This window comes from Streptomyces hirsutus, from assembly GCF_001418415.1.
Taxonomy (GTDB): domain Bacteria; phylum Actinomycetota; class Actinomycetes; order Streptomycetales; family Streptomycetaceae; genus Streptomyces; species Streptomyces hirsutus.
The window spans coordinates 23,401-37,238 of sequence record NZ_LIQT01000245.1 but is presented as its reverse complement, the minus strand read 5'-3'; the positions used below and the strand labels follow the sequence as shown (position 1 = coordinate 37,238).

The 13,838-nt window shown below is 68.1% G+C and carries 13 protein-coding genes and 3 pseudogenes; 9 read left to right on the top strand and 7 right to left on the bottom strand.

What is annotated here, in order from left to right; translation table 11 throughout:
• On the bottom strand, positions 1-1,531 hold a 1,531-nt coding region (locus AOK11_RS19215), incomplete at its 3' end, for an NUDIX hydrolase (RefSeq protein ID WP_338058932.1).
• A gap of 47 nt (positions 1,532-1,578) precedes the next feature.
• Positions 1,579-3,456, bottom strand: a complete 1,878-nt coding sequence (locus AOK11_RS19210; RefSeq protein WP_055594944.1) for an ABC transporter ATP-binding protein — start codon at positions 3,454-3,456, stop codon at positions 1,579-1,581.
• Between the two features lie 218 nt (positions 3,457-3,674).
• On the opposite strand from AOK11_RS19210, the gene AOK11_RS46210 reads away from it, so the two are divergent.
• Positions 3,675-3,797 (top strand): hypothetical protein, encoded by a 123-nt coding sequence (locus AOK11_RS46210; RefSeq protein WP_276204831.1) that lies wholly within the window; start codon positions 3,675-3,677, stop codon positions 3,795-3,797.
• A gap of 219 nt (positions 3,798-4,016) precedes the next feature.
• On the opposite strand, the gene AOK11_RS42905 is transcribed toward AOK11_RS46210, so the two are convergent.
• Positions 4,017-4,187, bottom strand: coding sequence for a hypothetical protein (locus tag AOK11_RS42905; protein ID WP_157869394.1), 171 nt, complete (start codon positions 4,185-4,187; stop codon positions 4,017-4,019).
• Between the two features lie 52 nt (positions 4,188-4,239).
• On the opposite strand from AOK11_RS42905, the gene AOK11_RS19205 reads away from it, so the two are divergent.
• The gene (locus AOK11_RS19205; protein WP_055594943.1) at positions 4,240-4,575 is read left to right on the top strand and encodes a hypothetical protein; all 336 of its coding nucleotides are present in this window, start codon (positions 4,240-4,242) and stop codon (positions 4,573-4,575) included.
• Positions 4,576-4,732: 157 nt separating this feature from the next.
• Positions 4,733-5,329, top strand: coding sequence for a hypothetical protein (locus AOK11_RS19200; RefSeq protein WP_055594942.1), 597 nt, complete (start codon positions 4,733-4,735; stop codon positions 5,327-5,329).
• Positions 5,330-5,622: 293 nt separating this feature from the next.
• Here the strand turns inward: AOK11_RS19200 and AOK11_RS19195 are convergent, their stop codons facing one another.
• Complete coding sequence (locus AOK11_RS19195; protein ID WP_079034954.1) at positions 5,623-5,844, bottom strand: GIY-YIG nuclease family protein; 222 nt, start codon at positions 5,842-5,844, stop codon at positions 5,623-5,625.
• A gap of 185 nt (positions 5,845-6,029) precedes the next feature.
• Between AOK11_RS19195 and AOK11_RS19190 the strand changes: the two genes are divergently transcribed.
• Positions 6,030-6,593 (top strand): dihydrofolate reductase family protein, encoded by a 564-nt coding sequence (locus tag AOK11_RS19190; protein ID WP_055594940.1) that lies wholly within the window; start codon positions 6,030-6,032, stop codon positions 6,591-6,593.
• On the opposite strand, the pseudogene AOK11_RS45115 reads toward AOK11_RS19190, so the two are convergent.
• Positions 6,590-6,985 (bottom strand): annotated as a pseudogene (locus tag AOK11_RS45115) (transposase); the annotation flags it as partial. The gene AOK11_RS19190 and the pseudogene AOK11_RS45115 overlap by 4 nt on opposite strands.
• Between AOK11_RS45115 and AOK11_RS45110 the strand changes: the two are divergent.
• Positions 6,977-7,623 (top strand): annotated as a pseudogene (locus AOK11_RS45110) (ATP-binding SpoIIE family protein phosphatase); the annotation flags it as partial. The pseudogenes AOK11_RS45115 and AOK11_RS45110 sit on opposite strands and share 9 nt — an antisense overlap.
• Positions 7,624-7,674: 51 nt before the next feature.
• Here AOK11_RS45110 and AOK11_RS19175 read toward each other — a convergent pair.
• Positions 7,675-8,202, bottom strand: a complete 528-nt coding sequence (locus AOK11_RS19175) for a hypothetical protein (protein WP_055594938.1) — start codon at positions 8,200-8,202, stop codon at positions 7,675-7,677.
• A gap of 384 nt (positions 8,203-8,586) precedes the next feature.
• On the opposite strand from AOK11_RS19175, the gene AOK11_RS45105 reads away from it, so the two are divergent.
• From AOK11_RS45105 to AOK11_RS19160, 3 genes are all read left to right on the top strand, one after another.
• Complete coding sequence (locus AOK11_RS45105; protein WP_240497404.1) at positions 8,587-8,940, top strand: hypothetical protein; 354 nt, start codon at positions 8,587-8,589, stop codon at positions 8,938-8,940.
• A 994-nt stretch (positions 8,941-9,934) separates the two neighbouring features.
• Positions 9,935-10,723, top strand: a complete 789-nt coding sequence (locus AOK11_RS19165) for an MEDS domain-containing protein (protein WP_240497403.1) — start codon at positions 9,935-9,937, stop codon at positions 10,721-10,723.
• Complete coding sequence (locus tag AOK11_RS19160) at positions 10,720-11,688, top strand: sensor histidine kinase (protein ID WP_055594936.1); 969 nt, start codon at positions 10,720-10,722, stop codon at positions 11,686-11,688. The genes AOK11_RS19165 and AOK11_RS19160 overlap by 4 nt, the downstream gene beginning before the upstream one ends.
• A 21-nt stretch (positions 11,689-11,709) precedes the next feature.
• On the opposite strand, the pseudogene AOK11_RS45100 reads toward AOK11_RS19160, so the two are convergent.
• Positions 11,710-11,972: pseudogene (locus AOK11_RS45100) on the bottom strand (DEAD/DEAH box helicase); the annotation flags it as partial.
• 368 nt (positions 11,973-12,340) lie between these two features.
• Between AOK11_RS45100 and AOK11_RS19155 the strand changes: the two are divergent.
• On the top strand, positions 12,341-13,771 hold the full coding sequence (locus AOK11_RS19155) for an APC family permease (RefSeq protein ID WP_055594935.1): 1,431 nt from the start codon (positions 12,341-12,343) through the stop codon (positions 13,769-13,771).
• Positions 13,772-13,838 lie beyond the last annotated feature (67 nt).

Sequence of the window (13,838 nt, the reverse complement as noted above, 5' to 3'; positions counted from 1 at the left end):
CTGTCGTGTCGCAACCAGCCCATCTCGGAGTACGGGCGCCCGCCGAGAATGCCCTCGATCGCCCGGCGGGTGTACGGCACGACCTCGGCCGGAAGGTCCTGCGGCTTCCACCACCGCACTCCACGCACCGGTCGGGCTCCAGGACTTCTGGGGTGCCGGCCCAGGAGTGGGCCCGGAAGACGAGCCCGATCCTGGGCCGCGCGCCGGGAGAGTCGACATGGTGGACCGTGTGTACGAGCTCGACGTCGTCGGGCTCGATGATGAGGCCGACCTCTTTCTTCGCTTCCCGCACCAGGCAGGTGATTGCGGCTTCCCGCTCGCAGTGGCCGGCGAGGAAGTGCCATGTGTTCGGCGCGAACTTCGAGACGGGATGGCGCAGACCGAGGAGGATCCGGCCGTGCTCGTCCTGGAGATGGAGGTGGACACCGACGATGTGGAGCTCGGTTCCCGCCGGGGCCTCGCCGGACAGAGGACGGGCACCGTCCGGTGGTCCGTCCGCCGCGGGATGCTTGGCCGCGTGGCAGCGGATCAGGTCCCCGAGCCCGGGGCTCAGACTGAGCCGATCGAGCATGTCGACGGTGAACCACCTCAGCAGGACACCTTCGCGTAGGTCCACCGTGTCCGGGTCACCGTTCCAGCGGCCCCCGTAGACCTGGACGGGCACCGCAAGACCGTCGACGCTCGTCGCCCTCTCCACGGCGAACGGCATCAGGCCGGTGGGCTCCAGGCCCGGCACTTCCTCGGCGAGCTCCCGCCGCAGGGTCGCCTCCAGGCAGGGATCGTCCATCGTGCGGCCGCCACCAAGGAGGTCGAACATCCCCGGAGCCCAAATATCCTCCCGCTGATCCCGCAAATGAAGCAAATACCGGCCATGGCCGTCGTGGATCAGGGCCGATGCGTTGACGGGCTCCGGCAACCCGTTGAGGCCGAGGGCCTCAGCGTCCAGGAGTTTGGCCCGCAGCGTCGGGGACCTGACGTCGGCGAGCGGGAGCCACTGGGCACCGGAGACTTCCTCGTCCTGCAGCGCGAGCGGAAGCGGTTCCTCGGTTGCGAGGTAGAAGGCGAAACGGAAGTCGAAGTGCCGGTGCGCGCCTTCGCCCTTGGCCGGGTTGGCGTTGATGGCGTGGACGTCGATGTCGATCGGCGCACCGAGGAACTGAGGGGTCAGGCACAGGTCCCCGGGGCGGAGCCCGGTCTCCTCACATACTTCCCGCAGGGCCGCCGCCAGGAGGGTCCGGTCGTCCTCGACGTGGCCGCCCGGCGCGAGCAGCAGTCCCGTGACCTTGTGGCCGATGTGCAGCACACGTCGATGACGGTCGATGACGGCCGCGCTACAGGTGACGTGGCCGGGCAGCGTGGCACGGTTGGACGGATTGGCGCCGTCGAGGACGGACAGCAGCCCGGCCAGCACCTCCCGCTCCTCCGGATGGCGTGCCAGATAGCCCTCGGTGGTCGCGCGGATGTGGGAGCGGGTGGGCGGCACGTCATCACCTCGGGAGTGCGTGGGGTGGTCGAGGAAGTACAGGGCCATGGGCGAGCCCATGCCGGCTCGGGCATCCGATGTGGCATCGGGACAGCTCATGTGCGTGTCCCGTGCTTCTCGCCGTCCGGCTCGGAGGTGACCTGGTAGGAGAGCAACTGCTGGAACAAGCCCGGCTGTTGGGCGAGCTGTCGGTACGTGCCCTCCTGGACGATCCTGCCTTCGTCGAGGACGACGATCCGATCGGCCACAGCCACGTTGGTGATGCGGTGGGTCACCAGCAGCACCACCCGGTCCCGGGCCAGGCCCCGCAGCCGCTGGAAGATCCGGTACTCGGCGCGAGGATCGAGGTTCGCGGTCGGCTCGTCGAGGACCAGCAGCCCGGCCTCGCGGAAGAACGCCCTGGCGAGGGCGATGCGCTGCCACTGCCCGCCGCTCAGTTCCTCCCCGTTGAGCCACTCGCGGGCCAGCAGCGTGTCCAGGTCGGCGCCGAGCCTGTTGACGACCTCATCGGCCCCGGCGGCCGCGCACGCCTCACGCACCGCCGCGTCCCCGCGCGCCGTGGGCTGCCCCAAGGTCACGTTCTCGCGTACGGTCAGGGGCCAGTGCGCGTAGTTCTGCGGCACCAGGGCGACCTGCTGCCACAGCGCCTGCGGGTCCGCTTCGCCGGTGGGAACACCGTCCCACAGCACCTGCCCGTCGGTGGGCAGGTACAGGCCGCTGACCAGCTTCGACAACGTCGACTTTCCCGAACCGTTGAAGCCGACCAGGGCGGTGACCTCACCGCGGCGCAAGGTGAGCGACACGTCGGACAGCGCATTGCGGTCCTTGCCCGCGTAGCGGTGGGTGACCGACTTGATCTCGATCCTCGTCGGCGGCGCCGGTCGGCGTGGGCCCCGCCGCATGCGGAACCCGCCCGCCTTGTCCAAAAAGCCGCTCCAGTCGTCCATGTACAGGCCGGTGCGTACGGCGCGCGCCCCGACGGCCACCAGCCCGCGGACCGACTGCCCGGCCGTCTGCAGAGCAAAGACCGCTGTGCCCGCGTGGCCAACGCCGATACGGCCGCCCGCCAGCAGCCATACGACCGCCGCCCACACCACCGCGGACCCCAGACCGCCGCACAGCGCGCCGATCAGAGACATACGGGCGCCCTGGTCGGCCGCGGCCCGGTCCTCGCGGTTGATCCGGGCGACCGTCTGCCGGTACCGGCCGGACAGGAACGTGCTCATGGTGCCGGCACGGATCTGGTCGGCGGCGTCCTTGGTGTAGGCGTCCTTGGTGTAGATGTGCCAGCGCAGCACCGACAGCATCCGCTGGTCGCCGTTGCTGCGCAGGTTCGCCAGGTAGCGCACCCGGGCGACGCTGACCTGGGCCAGGGCTTGCGGGAGGCTGGCCGCCACCAGGAGCGGGAGGAGGACCCAGTGCACGCCGGCCAGCACGACGGCACCGGCGAGGAAGCTGGCGCCCGAGGCGATCAGGTCCTGGCCCTCGTCGATCAGGTCACCGGTGACCTGGGCGCCGCGGTCGGCGGCCTCGCGGTCGCGGTTGAAGTCGGGCTCGTCGTAGGCACACAGTTCGACCTCGGCGCAGCCGGTGAGCAGCATCTGCTCGGCCTCGCGCGACATCAGCGGGCCCAGCCGGGAGGACAGCCAGTTAACGGTGATCCCCAGGAGCGCGCGCACGCCGGCGGCACCGGCGAGCAGGGCCACGGACGGCCACGCCTCCCCAAGCCGGTGGTAGACATCTCCGTTGCTCAGCAGGGCGGTCAGGGTGCCGGCGATGGCGACCAGGCCGAGAGCCTGCATCACGCCGGCGACGGCCTGGCACAGCAGAAGGCCGACGGTCGCGCGTCGGTCGACCCGCCAGGCGAGAGCCAGGGAGCGGCGCACCAACTGCGGCAGGCGCCGTGCCATGTCGCGCATCCGGATGGAGCGGCCGACTGCTTCACGGCTGCCGGTCAGGTCGACGTACCGCATCTGCGGCTCTGGAGCAGTCGTGTCCGAGGCGGTACCCGGCTCGGTTTCGCAGTCGTCCGGTTGGTTCTGCGGTCCGGCAGGTGGCAGGGAGGGGAGCGCCTGCGGGGTGGTGCGCGGCCCCGGGACACTCTCGGCTGATGCATCGGTGGGCTCGCTCATGCTGCCCACCCCGTATCCGGGCGTGCTGAGCGGCGGGCGACGACGTCAACCTGCTGGGCATGGAAGGTAAGAGGGCCCGCGACGGGCCGCCGCTGTTCGAATCCAAGAGGCTGGTGCGCGAGGGCGAGTACAGGATTCATAGCGTCCTCCATCTGGGCGCGCGAGAGGTACTGGTGCTCTAAGAACGCCCCCGAAAGGGGTCCGTAACGGGCTTGGCGGGGGCAGGTCGTGGACGGAAGTTCTATTAGCGGCTGGTGGCCACTCCTGCCGGTTCTGGAAGGGCGGAGGTGCACTCGAACGCGGTGTGTCACCCGTTCGTGGTCTTGTCCCCGCGGTCGCGGAGGCATGGCTGTGGCGGCAGCGGCGGGAAGGGCGCTGCCTGGTGGCGGTGGCTGGATCGGTCAGAGGGCCGGGCGCTCCAGGGCTTCGTTCCAGGCGCTGATTTCGGCCGGGTCGAGGAGCGGGGTGACTGGGCTGTCGAGGTACTCGTGCTCGACGAAGTACAGGCCGGCGGTACCGGCGTGGCCGGGGAAGAGATTGTTCAGGCGGCCGGTGACGGTACAGATGCGCATCAGCTCACCCTCAACCACGTTCGGTTCACGTCCGTATCCCTGGTAGAACTCGGTGCTGATGTTCCTCCACGAGTTCGTGACACGCCTCAGCGCCGATGCCGACGGCCGCGAGCACCTCAAGTACGTGCGCACTCGGATCGTCACCGAATACCTCCTGCGGGTCTTCGACCGGGAACGACCCGTCGACGGGCTGGTGTTCGCCTCCGCCGCCGGCCGCGACGGGCTGTGCACGGTTCTCGACACCCTCCAGACCCACTGCCTCGACCCGGGCGACCCGGAACCCGACGAAACACACCGCCCTGCGCCTGGTCCCGGGCACGCTGCACGCAAACCAGCCCTTGTCCTCCGCACCTCACTCCGGCTGAGAGAAGGGGCCGCCCACATGTGAATGACGGCCAAGGCCCCGGCCTGCAAGGTGCCGTCGCCGTACAGCCGGGCGGTGGGCCACTGCACAAAGCTGCGTTCTATGATCCTCACCATTGATGCAGGCGGGGCGGAGACGCAGCATGCCCAGCGTCCCACTTGCCCGATGTGAGGTAGGGGCCGTGGGACAGACCTGGGGTGCGCTCGCTGTGGCCGTCGTCGGTGTCGTCGGCACCCTGGGCGCGGCCCTGCTGACACAGAGCAGAGCCGACCGACTCAAGCGCCACGAGCTGGAAGCGACCGCCCGCCAGCAGCGCGAGGACCGTGCCCACGCCGAACAAGTCCGGCAGCAAGAAGCACACATCGCGGCACGACGTGAACTGACCGATCTGCGACGGGCCTGCTACATCTTGCTCAACACCACGGTACGTCAGTACCAGACCGCGCAGATCAACCTCCTGCATGCCCTGCGCGCCCGGGACGACGCAGAGACCCAGGCGTGCATCGAGCAACTCGAGGAACGCCGCTTGGTCCTTCGCGACAGCTACGCCGAGGCACAGATGATCGTGCCCGCTGCTGTGCTGACAGATGCCCGGGCGGTAAACCATCAACTTAACAACACCTACGGCCTGCTGAAGAGGATGGTGGCAGGCGGCCATCCCGACGACAGCGAACTCGATGTCCTGGAAGTCGAGACGGAGATGTCGTGGGCACTGCTGTCCGGCCTGAGGGCTGCCATGCGCAACGATCTCGGTGTGGACGAGGCTTCCGAAGAGTAGAGTCCCAGCTCGCTCCAGGCACGTCCCGCCCGTCTTGGGCGGGACGCAGGGGAAGTGCGCGGAGCAGTGGGTAGACGACATCATCGGGCTCGGCGACCCGAGGGTCCACTGCGTCAGGCGGGAGGAGTGCATGCACAGAGCGTGACTGAGGACGCCGCTGCCGTCTCGGTGCAGTTCTGCCCGCGTACTTCGGTCGTCGGCGCCTTCCGTCACGATGAGCCGTCGAGGGCCGTCTGTGGGGTGTGCGTGCGACTCGTGGGCGATCGGGTCGCAATCCTGCTACTGAAGGTGCACTATTCGTGGTCAGGGTTGGACTCGCCGAACTGCCGCAGGAGTTCGTCCGCCGCTTCGGCGATCTCCTGTACGGGATCTGCAACACGGCGAAAGTCAAACCACTCACCATTGATCCGCCGCTGGGTGAACCTGTCATGCAGGTGACGTTCCAGAAGGAAGCCCTCACGGGCCCTCCAACGCAAGACAAGGAGGGAAGCAGATCCCGTCTGGAGCGACTTCATTCGGATCCCGATCTTCGTGGCCACACCGATCTTCAGGAGCACTTGTCAAAAGCTGTGGATCACTGAGGTTTTCTCAACGAAATGATCTCGTGAGGTGACTTGGCCCAGGGGATCCCGCGCGTCGCGATGAGTCCTGCGGCGTCCGGCGGTCGTACGGTCGAAACCGTTCCCGAGGAGGACTTCCGATGCGCAGCGTGACGTATTCGATGGGCGTCTCACTGGACGGCTACGTCGTCGGGCCGGACGGCGGCTTCGACTGGACGCCGCCCGACGAGGAGGTCTTTCGCCTCGCCACCGACGAGGTGCGAGAGGCCGGTGTCCACCTGTTGGGACGACGGCTGTACGAGACGATGCTGTACTGGGAGACCGTCGACCAGAATCCATCGCTCGACTTCTCAACGCTCGAGTTTGCCGCGGTCTGGAAGGCGCTCCCCAAGGTGGTGTTCTCCACCACGCTGTCGGCGGTGCAGGGCAATGCCCGCCTGGCCTCCGGCGGCCTGGCGGAGGAGATCGAGCGGTTGCGGGCCGAGCCGGGGGAGGGCGACATCGCGATCGGCGGTGCGACGCTCGCCGCCGAGGCGGCCGCGTCGGGTCTGATCGACGAGTACCGGGCCAGGGTCTACCCGGTGCTGGTCGGCGGCGGCATTCCGTTCTTCCCCCAGCGCGAGCGCCGGGTGGATCTCGAACTCGTCGAGACCCGCACCTTCAGCTCGAGAGTCGTCCACCTCCGCTACCGCGTGGCGCGCTAGTGTCCTGCGCCGGAGATTCGTCGGCAGAAGTGGGCGAGGGAGTCGAGGATCTCCTCGGCCGACTTGGTCCAGATGAACGGCTTGGGGTCCTCGTTCCAGTTCTTGACCCAGTGGCGGACGTCGGCTTCGAGGGCCTGGACGTTCTTGTGGGCGCCGCGGCGGATCATCTGGTCGGTCAGGAAGCCGAACCACCGCTCGACCTGGTTGATCCACGAGGAGCCGGTCGGGGTGAAGTGCATGTGAAAGCGTGGGTGCTTGGCCAGCCACGTCCTGATCGCGGGCGTCTTGTGGGTGTCGTAGTCGTTGCAGATCAGGTGGACCGCCAGGTGCCCAGGCACTTCCTTGTCGATCCGGATCAGGAACTTCTTGAACTCCGCCGCCCGGTACCGGCGTCACTGCCGCTGGGGGCGGGTGGGCGCCCCTTCGAGGCAGCAGAACTGGGGGTGCCCGAGGGGGTGCGCCTGGTGCTGTTCACCGACGGGCTCTTCGAGTGCCGTGACCGGGACATCGACATCGGGTTCGGCCTGCTGCGTCACAACCTGAGCGAGGTCCGCGGCATGACCTCGGAGGAAACCTGTCGGGCTGTCTTCGACGCCATGGTCACTGGGATGTCCCCTTCGATCCCGCCGTCGTGTCGGTCGTCCGCGAACAGTGCGGCCGTAGGCTGCAGAACTGGGGACTGGAAGACATCGGCTTCGCTACGGAGCTGATCCTCCGCGAGCTGATCACGAACGCGATCCGCTACGGTACTCCGCCCGTACGCGTACGGCTGGTGCACGACCGGTCCTTGGGCTGCGAAGTGTCCGACGGCAGCAGCACCTCACCGCATCTGCGGCGGGCGGCGGCGACGGACCAGGGAGAGCGTGGGCTCTTCCTGGTCGCCCAGTTCGCTGAGCGCTGGAGTACTCGCTACACCCACCGGGGCAAGGTCACCCGGGCCGAGCAGTCCCTGCAGGGCAGCCCGTCCCAGGACACCGGAGGTGACATGGAGCAGATTCTTCTGAGCCGGCGGGACGACGAGCCGCAGTGACGCCTGTCCAGGGGATGCGTCCGGCGGCCTGCACGCCGACGACCACAGCCGCTACTTGATCAGGGCGTTGGCTGCGATGATCACCAGGCCGATCAGCATGTCGCCGGTTCCGGCCCGGAGCGAAGCTCCCCACCCACGGCCCGCGCGGCGCGCGGGCCACGCTCCCAAACCGGCGAGGAGCAAGGTGTTGAACACCAGTGCGGTGTTCACCGACTCGGCCTCCGTCCACCAGGAGGGCACCGCGATCAGCAGCACGACGGTGGGAACAGCCGCCGCGACGACGGGCCACTCGGCGAGCATGGCGCGCAGCCCCACCCCGGCACCGCTGTGGTCCGCCGACATCCGATGCGCGAGAACGTGGGCATAGCCGTGGGCGGCCGCAGAGGCGAGGGCGGTGAGCAGGACCCACACCGCGTCCGATCCAGGGTCGGTCTTCTCGCCGGGGGAGTCGAGGGCGGCCGCCAGCGCACTGGCCAGGACGAGCCCGTAGACGCCGCTGAGCAGTCGTGGTTCCGGCGGGCGCTGACCCGCTGCCTGCGGAACAGCCGGCCGGGGGAAACGGTGGGCACGGTGGTGCATCGCTACAGCCTCCCGTGGGAGGGTGGAAACAGGGCAATTGGGAGGGTTGGGACAGGGTGATACGGCACCCCATCGAAAGAGCGGTGCCTGGCTGCATACGTGAGCCGTGGTTCCGGCTCAACTTCTGTGATGCCCAGAAGCGACGCTTTCTCCTGAAGCCTGCTCCATTCGCCTGACGCCGGTCTCACCGAGCTGGACTGGATCGCCGCAGGACTCACCGCCCTGGCCGAGGGCCGCCCGCTGCCGCCACCCCTCGACGACCCGGCCCACAGGTGGCGGGCCCTGGCATCCGACCCGCGTGTCCCCGACAGAACCGTCAGCCGGGCCGTCCTGCCCAAGCGGCCCCGCTTTCAAGCGCCCGCCCGTGACGACGCGCACGCACCGATGCCCAAGCCCACGTCGGTCCCGCAGATCGTGGGCCCCGCGGCCGCCATGGTGAAGCCGCCGAGCCCTCCCGCGCCGCCGGCGCCGCAGCCAGAGGAAGCGACGTCGTACACGGTGGAGGTCACGCTCGGCGAGCCGGATTCGTCCCTGCGGATGTCCCAGCCCCACATGGCTCTGCCCGCGCTGCTCGGCGCCGCCGAAGCCGACCCCCTCCAGGCGGCCCTGGACGCGGTCTACGCGGCCGTGACCGCCTACGGCGAGGCCTACCGGGCGCTCCTGCAAGAAATCTGGTCCGTATGCCGAGGTCGTCAATGGACGCCGACCCGCCGAGGGGAGTCCTGGCGTCGTACGTGATGACCAGGGTGCGAGACCTGGCGGGAGGTGATCGCTGCCCTGTGCCGCTCCTGGCACGACCAGCATCACCTGTAGCACCCTCGGTGCAGCGGGACGGGGCACGAAGCGCAGTCCGTCACCGCGCGGCGCAAGCCGCCGGTCCGGCGGACTCTCGGCCTGCTCGGCTCATGTCCGCCCGCCCCGTGATCACCGGCGGGCAGACGAAGAGTCTCACCGTCCTGGCCATCGCCTACGCCAGCTGACTCTCCTGGCCGGTCACGGCACCCCTTGGCATGTCTCTGCCGAGGGTCCGGTGCGTTCGCGACAGGGCGAAGCCATCCTGCTGTTTGTTCGTATCTTCCGCATCTTCCGCATCTTCCGCGTAAGACTTCCGCGCTGGAAGTTCCACCGTGCTCGGCGAACCGCACGTCGAGGCCGTCGCAAGTTTTTTTGTCGGTCCTGCTGTCGGCCGTCCCGGAAGGGTGAGGGAGGGGTAGCAAGCCCGTCCACGCCATGGGGCGTGGTAAAGATGCCGGGCCCAGGCGGCGCTCTTCTTGCGGCGACGCCTTGTCGATGCTGCCTTGCAGGACCGACATGAGACCGACGACGTTGGTGGCCGTGGGCGCCTTCTGTGCCCACTCGATCTCCTGCCTCTCGGCCTTCCACCTTCAGCGCGCAGGCAGGCTCACTCCTGGCGTGAGCCGCGCCGCATCCCTCGCGAAGCGCGCAAAGCCCCGTGCCGCAAAGGTGTCCGCGCTTCAAGACCACGCCGTTCATTCGCGCCCTCGGCCGGTGTTCCCGCCGGCCGAAGCCGTACATGTTCGCCCGCGTGGCCTGGAGCAGGCCACTGAGCGGCTGTCCCAGCTGATACGCAGGCGACAGATCCTCCTGCCGGCGCACGCTCACCTGGCCGATCTCCATTCGGCTTAACGATCTCCCGGCTGGCCCAGTACTCTCTGTATCCCAGGACGGGTTGGAAGATCGGAAAGGGGACCAGGTGAGAGCGGCGCGGACGTTGGCTACGTTCGACGACGTCGATCTCGGTGACCACATCTGCTGGCACGCGGACTCAGCCGCTACCTCCCCCGCAGATGTGCTCGCCTACGTGGCTGACGGCGCTCTGTACGGCGACAAGATCGTGGTGGTCGGCTCCACCGGCGCCGCCTCCGGCCTTGCCCGTGATGATGTGCCATCGGCCTCGGTGATTCTCGACTTTCCACGCGTTGCGGACCCCGACTCTGTCCTGGCTGCGGTGCGCCGGGAAGCGCGTACCGCAGCCAGGGAGGGCTATCGGTCGGTGCGCGTACTCACCGAGCGGGTGCCTGCGGCAGCGCCCAGCGGGACCGAGGAACTGGTGGCCCAGGAGCTGAAGCTCGATGAGTTCGCCTCGGAGAGCAACGCCATCGTGGTGTGCGCTTTCAGGCCGTCGCAGTGGGATGCGCCTACGCTGGACCATGTGGCATGTGTGCACCCGCACGAGATGGGCATACGCGCTGAACATCCGGCCTTCCGGATGTTCAGCACGGGCGCCGACAGCTGGAGCGTTGACGGAGTGATCGACTCAGAGTGCGCGGACGCCTTCAACACCGCGGTACGCGCAGCGATCCGGCGCTCACCCAAAGTGAAGATGCGCTTCGACACCCTGGACATGATCGACGCCGCAGGCATGCACGCACTCGTTGACGCCGCCCGTCACCTGCCGGACCGCCGGATCGTCGTGGAAGGCGCCAACGAGACCGTACGCCTGTGCTGGGAACTCGCCGGCTACGCGACCGCCGGCGTGCCGGTGGTGATGGCCGCATGACCGCGATCTCGCCCTCGCATCCGTCCGGCCAGGCCCAACCCTCGTTCCGCCACGAGCTCTACCCCTATCGCGGGGACGCGCAATTCCTGTCCGGAACACTGGGTTACATCCACGAGGCACTGGAAGGCGACGAGGCCGTAGTCGTCGCCGTCCCCCCGGACAAGGCGTCACTCCTGCGCGGCGAACTCGCCGACGAGCCCGCCGTCACTTTCGTCGACACCACGACGCTCGGACCCAACCCCGGCCGGCTCGTCGGCGCCTGGGTGGACTGGATGAACGAGCACGGTGAGGGTGACAGGCCGGTACGCGGCATCGGAGAGACGGCCTGGCGCGAGGCCCGCAACGCCGCGCACCTCTCTGAGCTGCGCTATCACGAGTGGCTCTTGAACCGGGCCTTCGCCCGCAGCTCCGCCTGGTCGATGCTGTGCCCCTACGACGACGCCGACGAGGACCAGAGCGCCCTGCAGTCCTTGTCCCGCTGTCACCCACTGATCCGCCAGGACGGCCACTACGTTCGCAACGAGGGCTACCTCACCGCCGAGGAATATCCCTTCGAGGCCCTGCACCCTCCATGCGATCCCTTCCAGGAGCTGAGCTACACACACGGTGACCTGACCGCGATCCGCTCGAAGGTCGCCCAGTGCGCATCGGACGCGGGCGTCCCGGACGATCAGCAGCGCAAGCTGGCCGTCGCCGTCACAGAGATCGCCACGAACAGCATCCGGCACGGCGGAGGCCGCGGGACCCTGCGCACCTGGGCCCAGGACGCGACGTTCCTGTGCGAGTTCCGCGACGCCGGCTACATCGCCGACGTGATGGCCGGCCGCACCCGCCCCACCACCGAGCAGATCGGCGGCCGCGGCCTCTGGCTTGCCCACCAGCTCTGCGACCTGGTCGAAATCCGCTCCACCCGAGACCAGGGCACCACCATCCGCCTCCATATCGACGTCCCGCAACAAAGTTGACGGTTGGTCCGCAGTCCCTGGCTTCGGCAGCTTCTCTGCCTTGACAGGTCGCCGGCGGAGGCGTCGTTGACGTACAGCTCGGCTGCCGTCTGCGGCAGCTTCTCCGCGAACGCGGCGGCTTCCTCGACCTTCTGGTGGAAGGTCATGACCGTACGCAGGTTGTACGCCGCAGCGTGCTCCAAAAGTGCGGTCTGCAGCAGCGCCGGGCGCCGGCCCCGCTGCGCCTCCTCCGATTCCCCGAGAACGGGGGAGGGGCCGCGGATCTCCAGCACGTCGATCTCGAAGTCGGTGCCGTGGTCTACCATCGTCGCGCTCCTGCGCGGGGTTGAGCTCTCGCCCGGCCACTATGGCCGGCCAGGCGAGAGCGGACGTCCGCTTCCCCATTGTTTCGGCACGGGGACGGTCCCTTCCGGAGGGAAGGCCGACACGTCTGTGGAACGAGACGGTCGGCGAGCTGCGCCGACGGGTAGCCAGGCTACGACCTGGCCTACTTCTTCGATCTCGCAGTTCCGTCGCACGACCGACGCAAGCACCTGTCGACCGAGGGCGATCTGGTCAAGGTCGATATCGCCTGCATCGGGGTAAGTCAGTTGAGCAGAAATGCCCATGAGCAACGCAGGCCCACGACCGCCACCACGATAAGGAGTGCACCATGTCTCGAACGGACTTACCGAGTTCATCCGCACCGAGTACCGAGGGCCCAACCGAACTGAAGCGGGTGATGGGCCCGGGCCTGCTGTTGCTGTTCATCATCGGCGACATACTCGGGACCGGAATCTACGCGTTGACCGGACAGGTCGCGGGGGAGGTCGGAGGCGCGGCATGGCTGCCGTTCGTCATCGCGTTCGCCGTCGCACTCGTCACTGCCTGCTCCTACCTGGAGCTGGTCACCAAGTACCCGCAGGCTGCTGGTGCCGCCCTGTACGTGCACAAGGCGTTCGGCAAGCACTTCCTGACCTTCCTGGTGTGCTTCACCGTGATGTGCTCCGGTATCACCTCGGCGTCAGCGGCCTCGCGGGCCTTCGCGGCGAATCTGGTGACGGGCTTCGGGATCGATGCGGGGAACGTCCTCGTCCTGCTGATCGCCCTCGGTTTCATGTGCCTGGTGCTGCTGGTCAACCTCCGCGGTGTCGCCGAGAGTCTCAAGATCAATGTGCTGCTGACCGCGGTGGAGCTTTCCGGCCTGCTCCTCGTCGTCCTGATCAGCGGCTATTTCATCGCGGGCGGGAACGCGGACTTCTCCCGTGCCGTCGCCTTCGAGACCGCCTCCGACAAGGGCGTGTTCCTGGCGGTGAGCACCGCGACGTCGCTGGCTTTCTTCGCGATGGTCGGCTTCGAGGACTCAGTCAACATGGCGGAAGAGACGAGGGACCCGGCGCGCGTCTTTCCCCGCGTGATGTTCGCTGGTCTGGGCATCGCCGGACTGATCTACGTCCTGGTGTCCGTCTGCGCTGTCGCTGTGGTCCCCGTCGGCCGGCTCGCCTCCAGCGAGACTCCGTTGGCCACGGTGGTGCAGACGGCCGCGCCCGACTTCCCCATCGCTGACTTGCTGCCGTTCATCTCCATGTTCGCGGTGGCCAACTCCGCGCTGATCAACATGCTGATGGCCAGCCGCCTGTTGTACGGCATGAGCAAGCAGGGGGTGCTGCCGCCCTCTCTGTCCAAGGTGCATGCCGTACGACGCACTCCACAGGTGGCGATCCTGTTCACCACCGCCATCGCCTTCGGTCTCATCACCTTCGTCTCACTCGAACCCGACAGCCCGGTCGTGGCCTTGCTGGGCGGGACGACGTCGCTGCTCCTGCTCACGGTGTTCGCGGGCGTCAACCTTTCGGTTCTCGTGCTGCGCCGGGACAGGGTCGACACGCGGCACTTCAGAGCAGGCCGTCTGCTGCCCGTGGTGGGTACGATCACTTGTCTCTACCTGGTCTTGCCCTGGTCCTCCGGACGCCCCGCCGACCAGTACCACATCGCAGGAATCCTGCTGCTGATCGGTGTGGTCCTGTGGACGATCACCTGGCTCATTCGGCGCGGCACACCCGTCTCCGACGCAGACCGGCCGGACGGGACCGCACATCACTGAGTGACCCTGCCTCCACCGAGCGGTTCACAGCCCCCGCGCTGGAGCACTGCGGCCTGCCGGCTGAGCC

Coding starts and splice junctions, on each gene's coding strand:
- AOK11_RS19210 (WP_055594944.1), bottom strand. CDS start 3,456: ATGCGGTACGTCGACCTGACCGGCAGCCGTGAAGCAGTCGGCCGCTCC.
- AOK11_RS19190 (WP_055594940.1), top strand. CDS start 6,030: ATGCGCAGCGTGACGTATTCGATGGGCGTCTCACTGGACGGCTACGTC.
- AOK11_RS19195 (WP_079034954.1), bottom strand. CDS start 5,844: ATGAAGTCGCTCCAGACGGGATCTGCTTCCCTCCTTGTCTTGCGTTGG.
- AOK11_RS19175 (WP_055594938.1), bottom strand. CDS start 8,202: ATGCACCACCGTGCCCACCGTTTCCCCCGGCCGGCTGTTCCGCAGGCA.
- AOK11_RS42905 (WP_157869394.1), bottom strand. CDS start 4,187: ATGCGCATCTGTACCGTCACCGGCCGCCTGAACAATCTCTTCCCCGGC.
- AOK11_RS19160 (WP_055594936.1), top strand. CDS start 10,720: ATGACCGCGATCTCGCCCTCGCATCCGTCCGGCCAGGCCCAACCCTCG.
- AOK11_RS46210 (WP_276204831.1), top strand. CDS start 3,675: ATGGAAGGTAAGAGGGCCCGCGACGGGCCGCCGCTGTTCGAATCCAAG.
- AOK11_RS45105 (WP_240497404.1), top strand. CDS start 8,587: ATGCCCAAGCCCACGTCGGTCCCGCAGATCGTGGGCCCCGCGGCCGCC.
- AOK11_RS19155 (WP_055594935.1), top strand. CDS start 12,341: ATGTCTCGAACGGACTTACCGAGTTCATCCGCACCGAGTACCGAGGGC.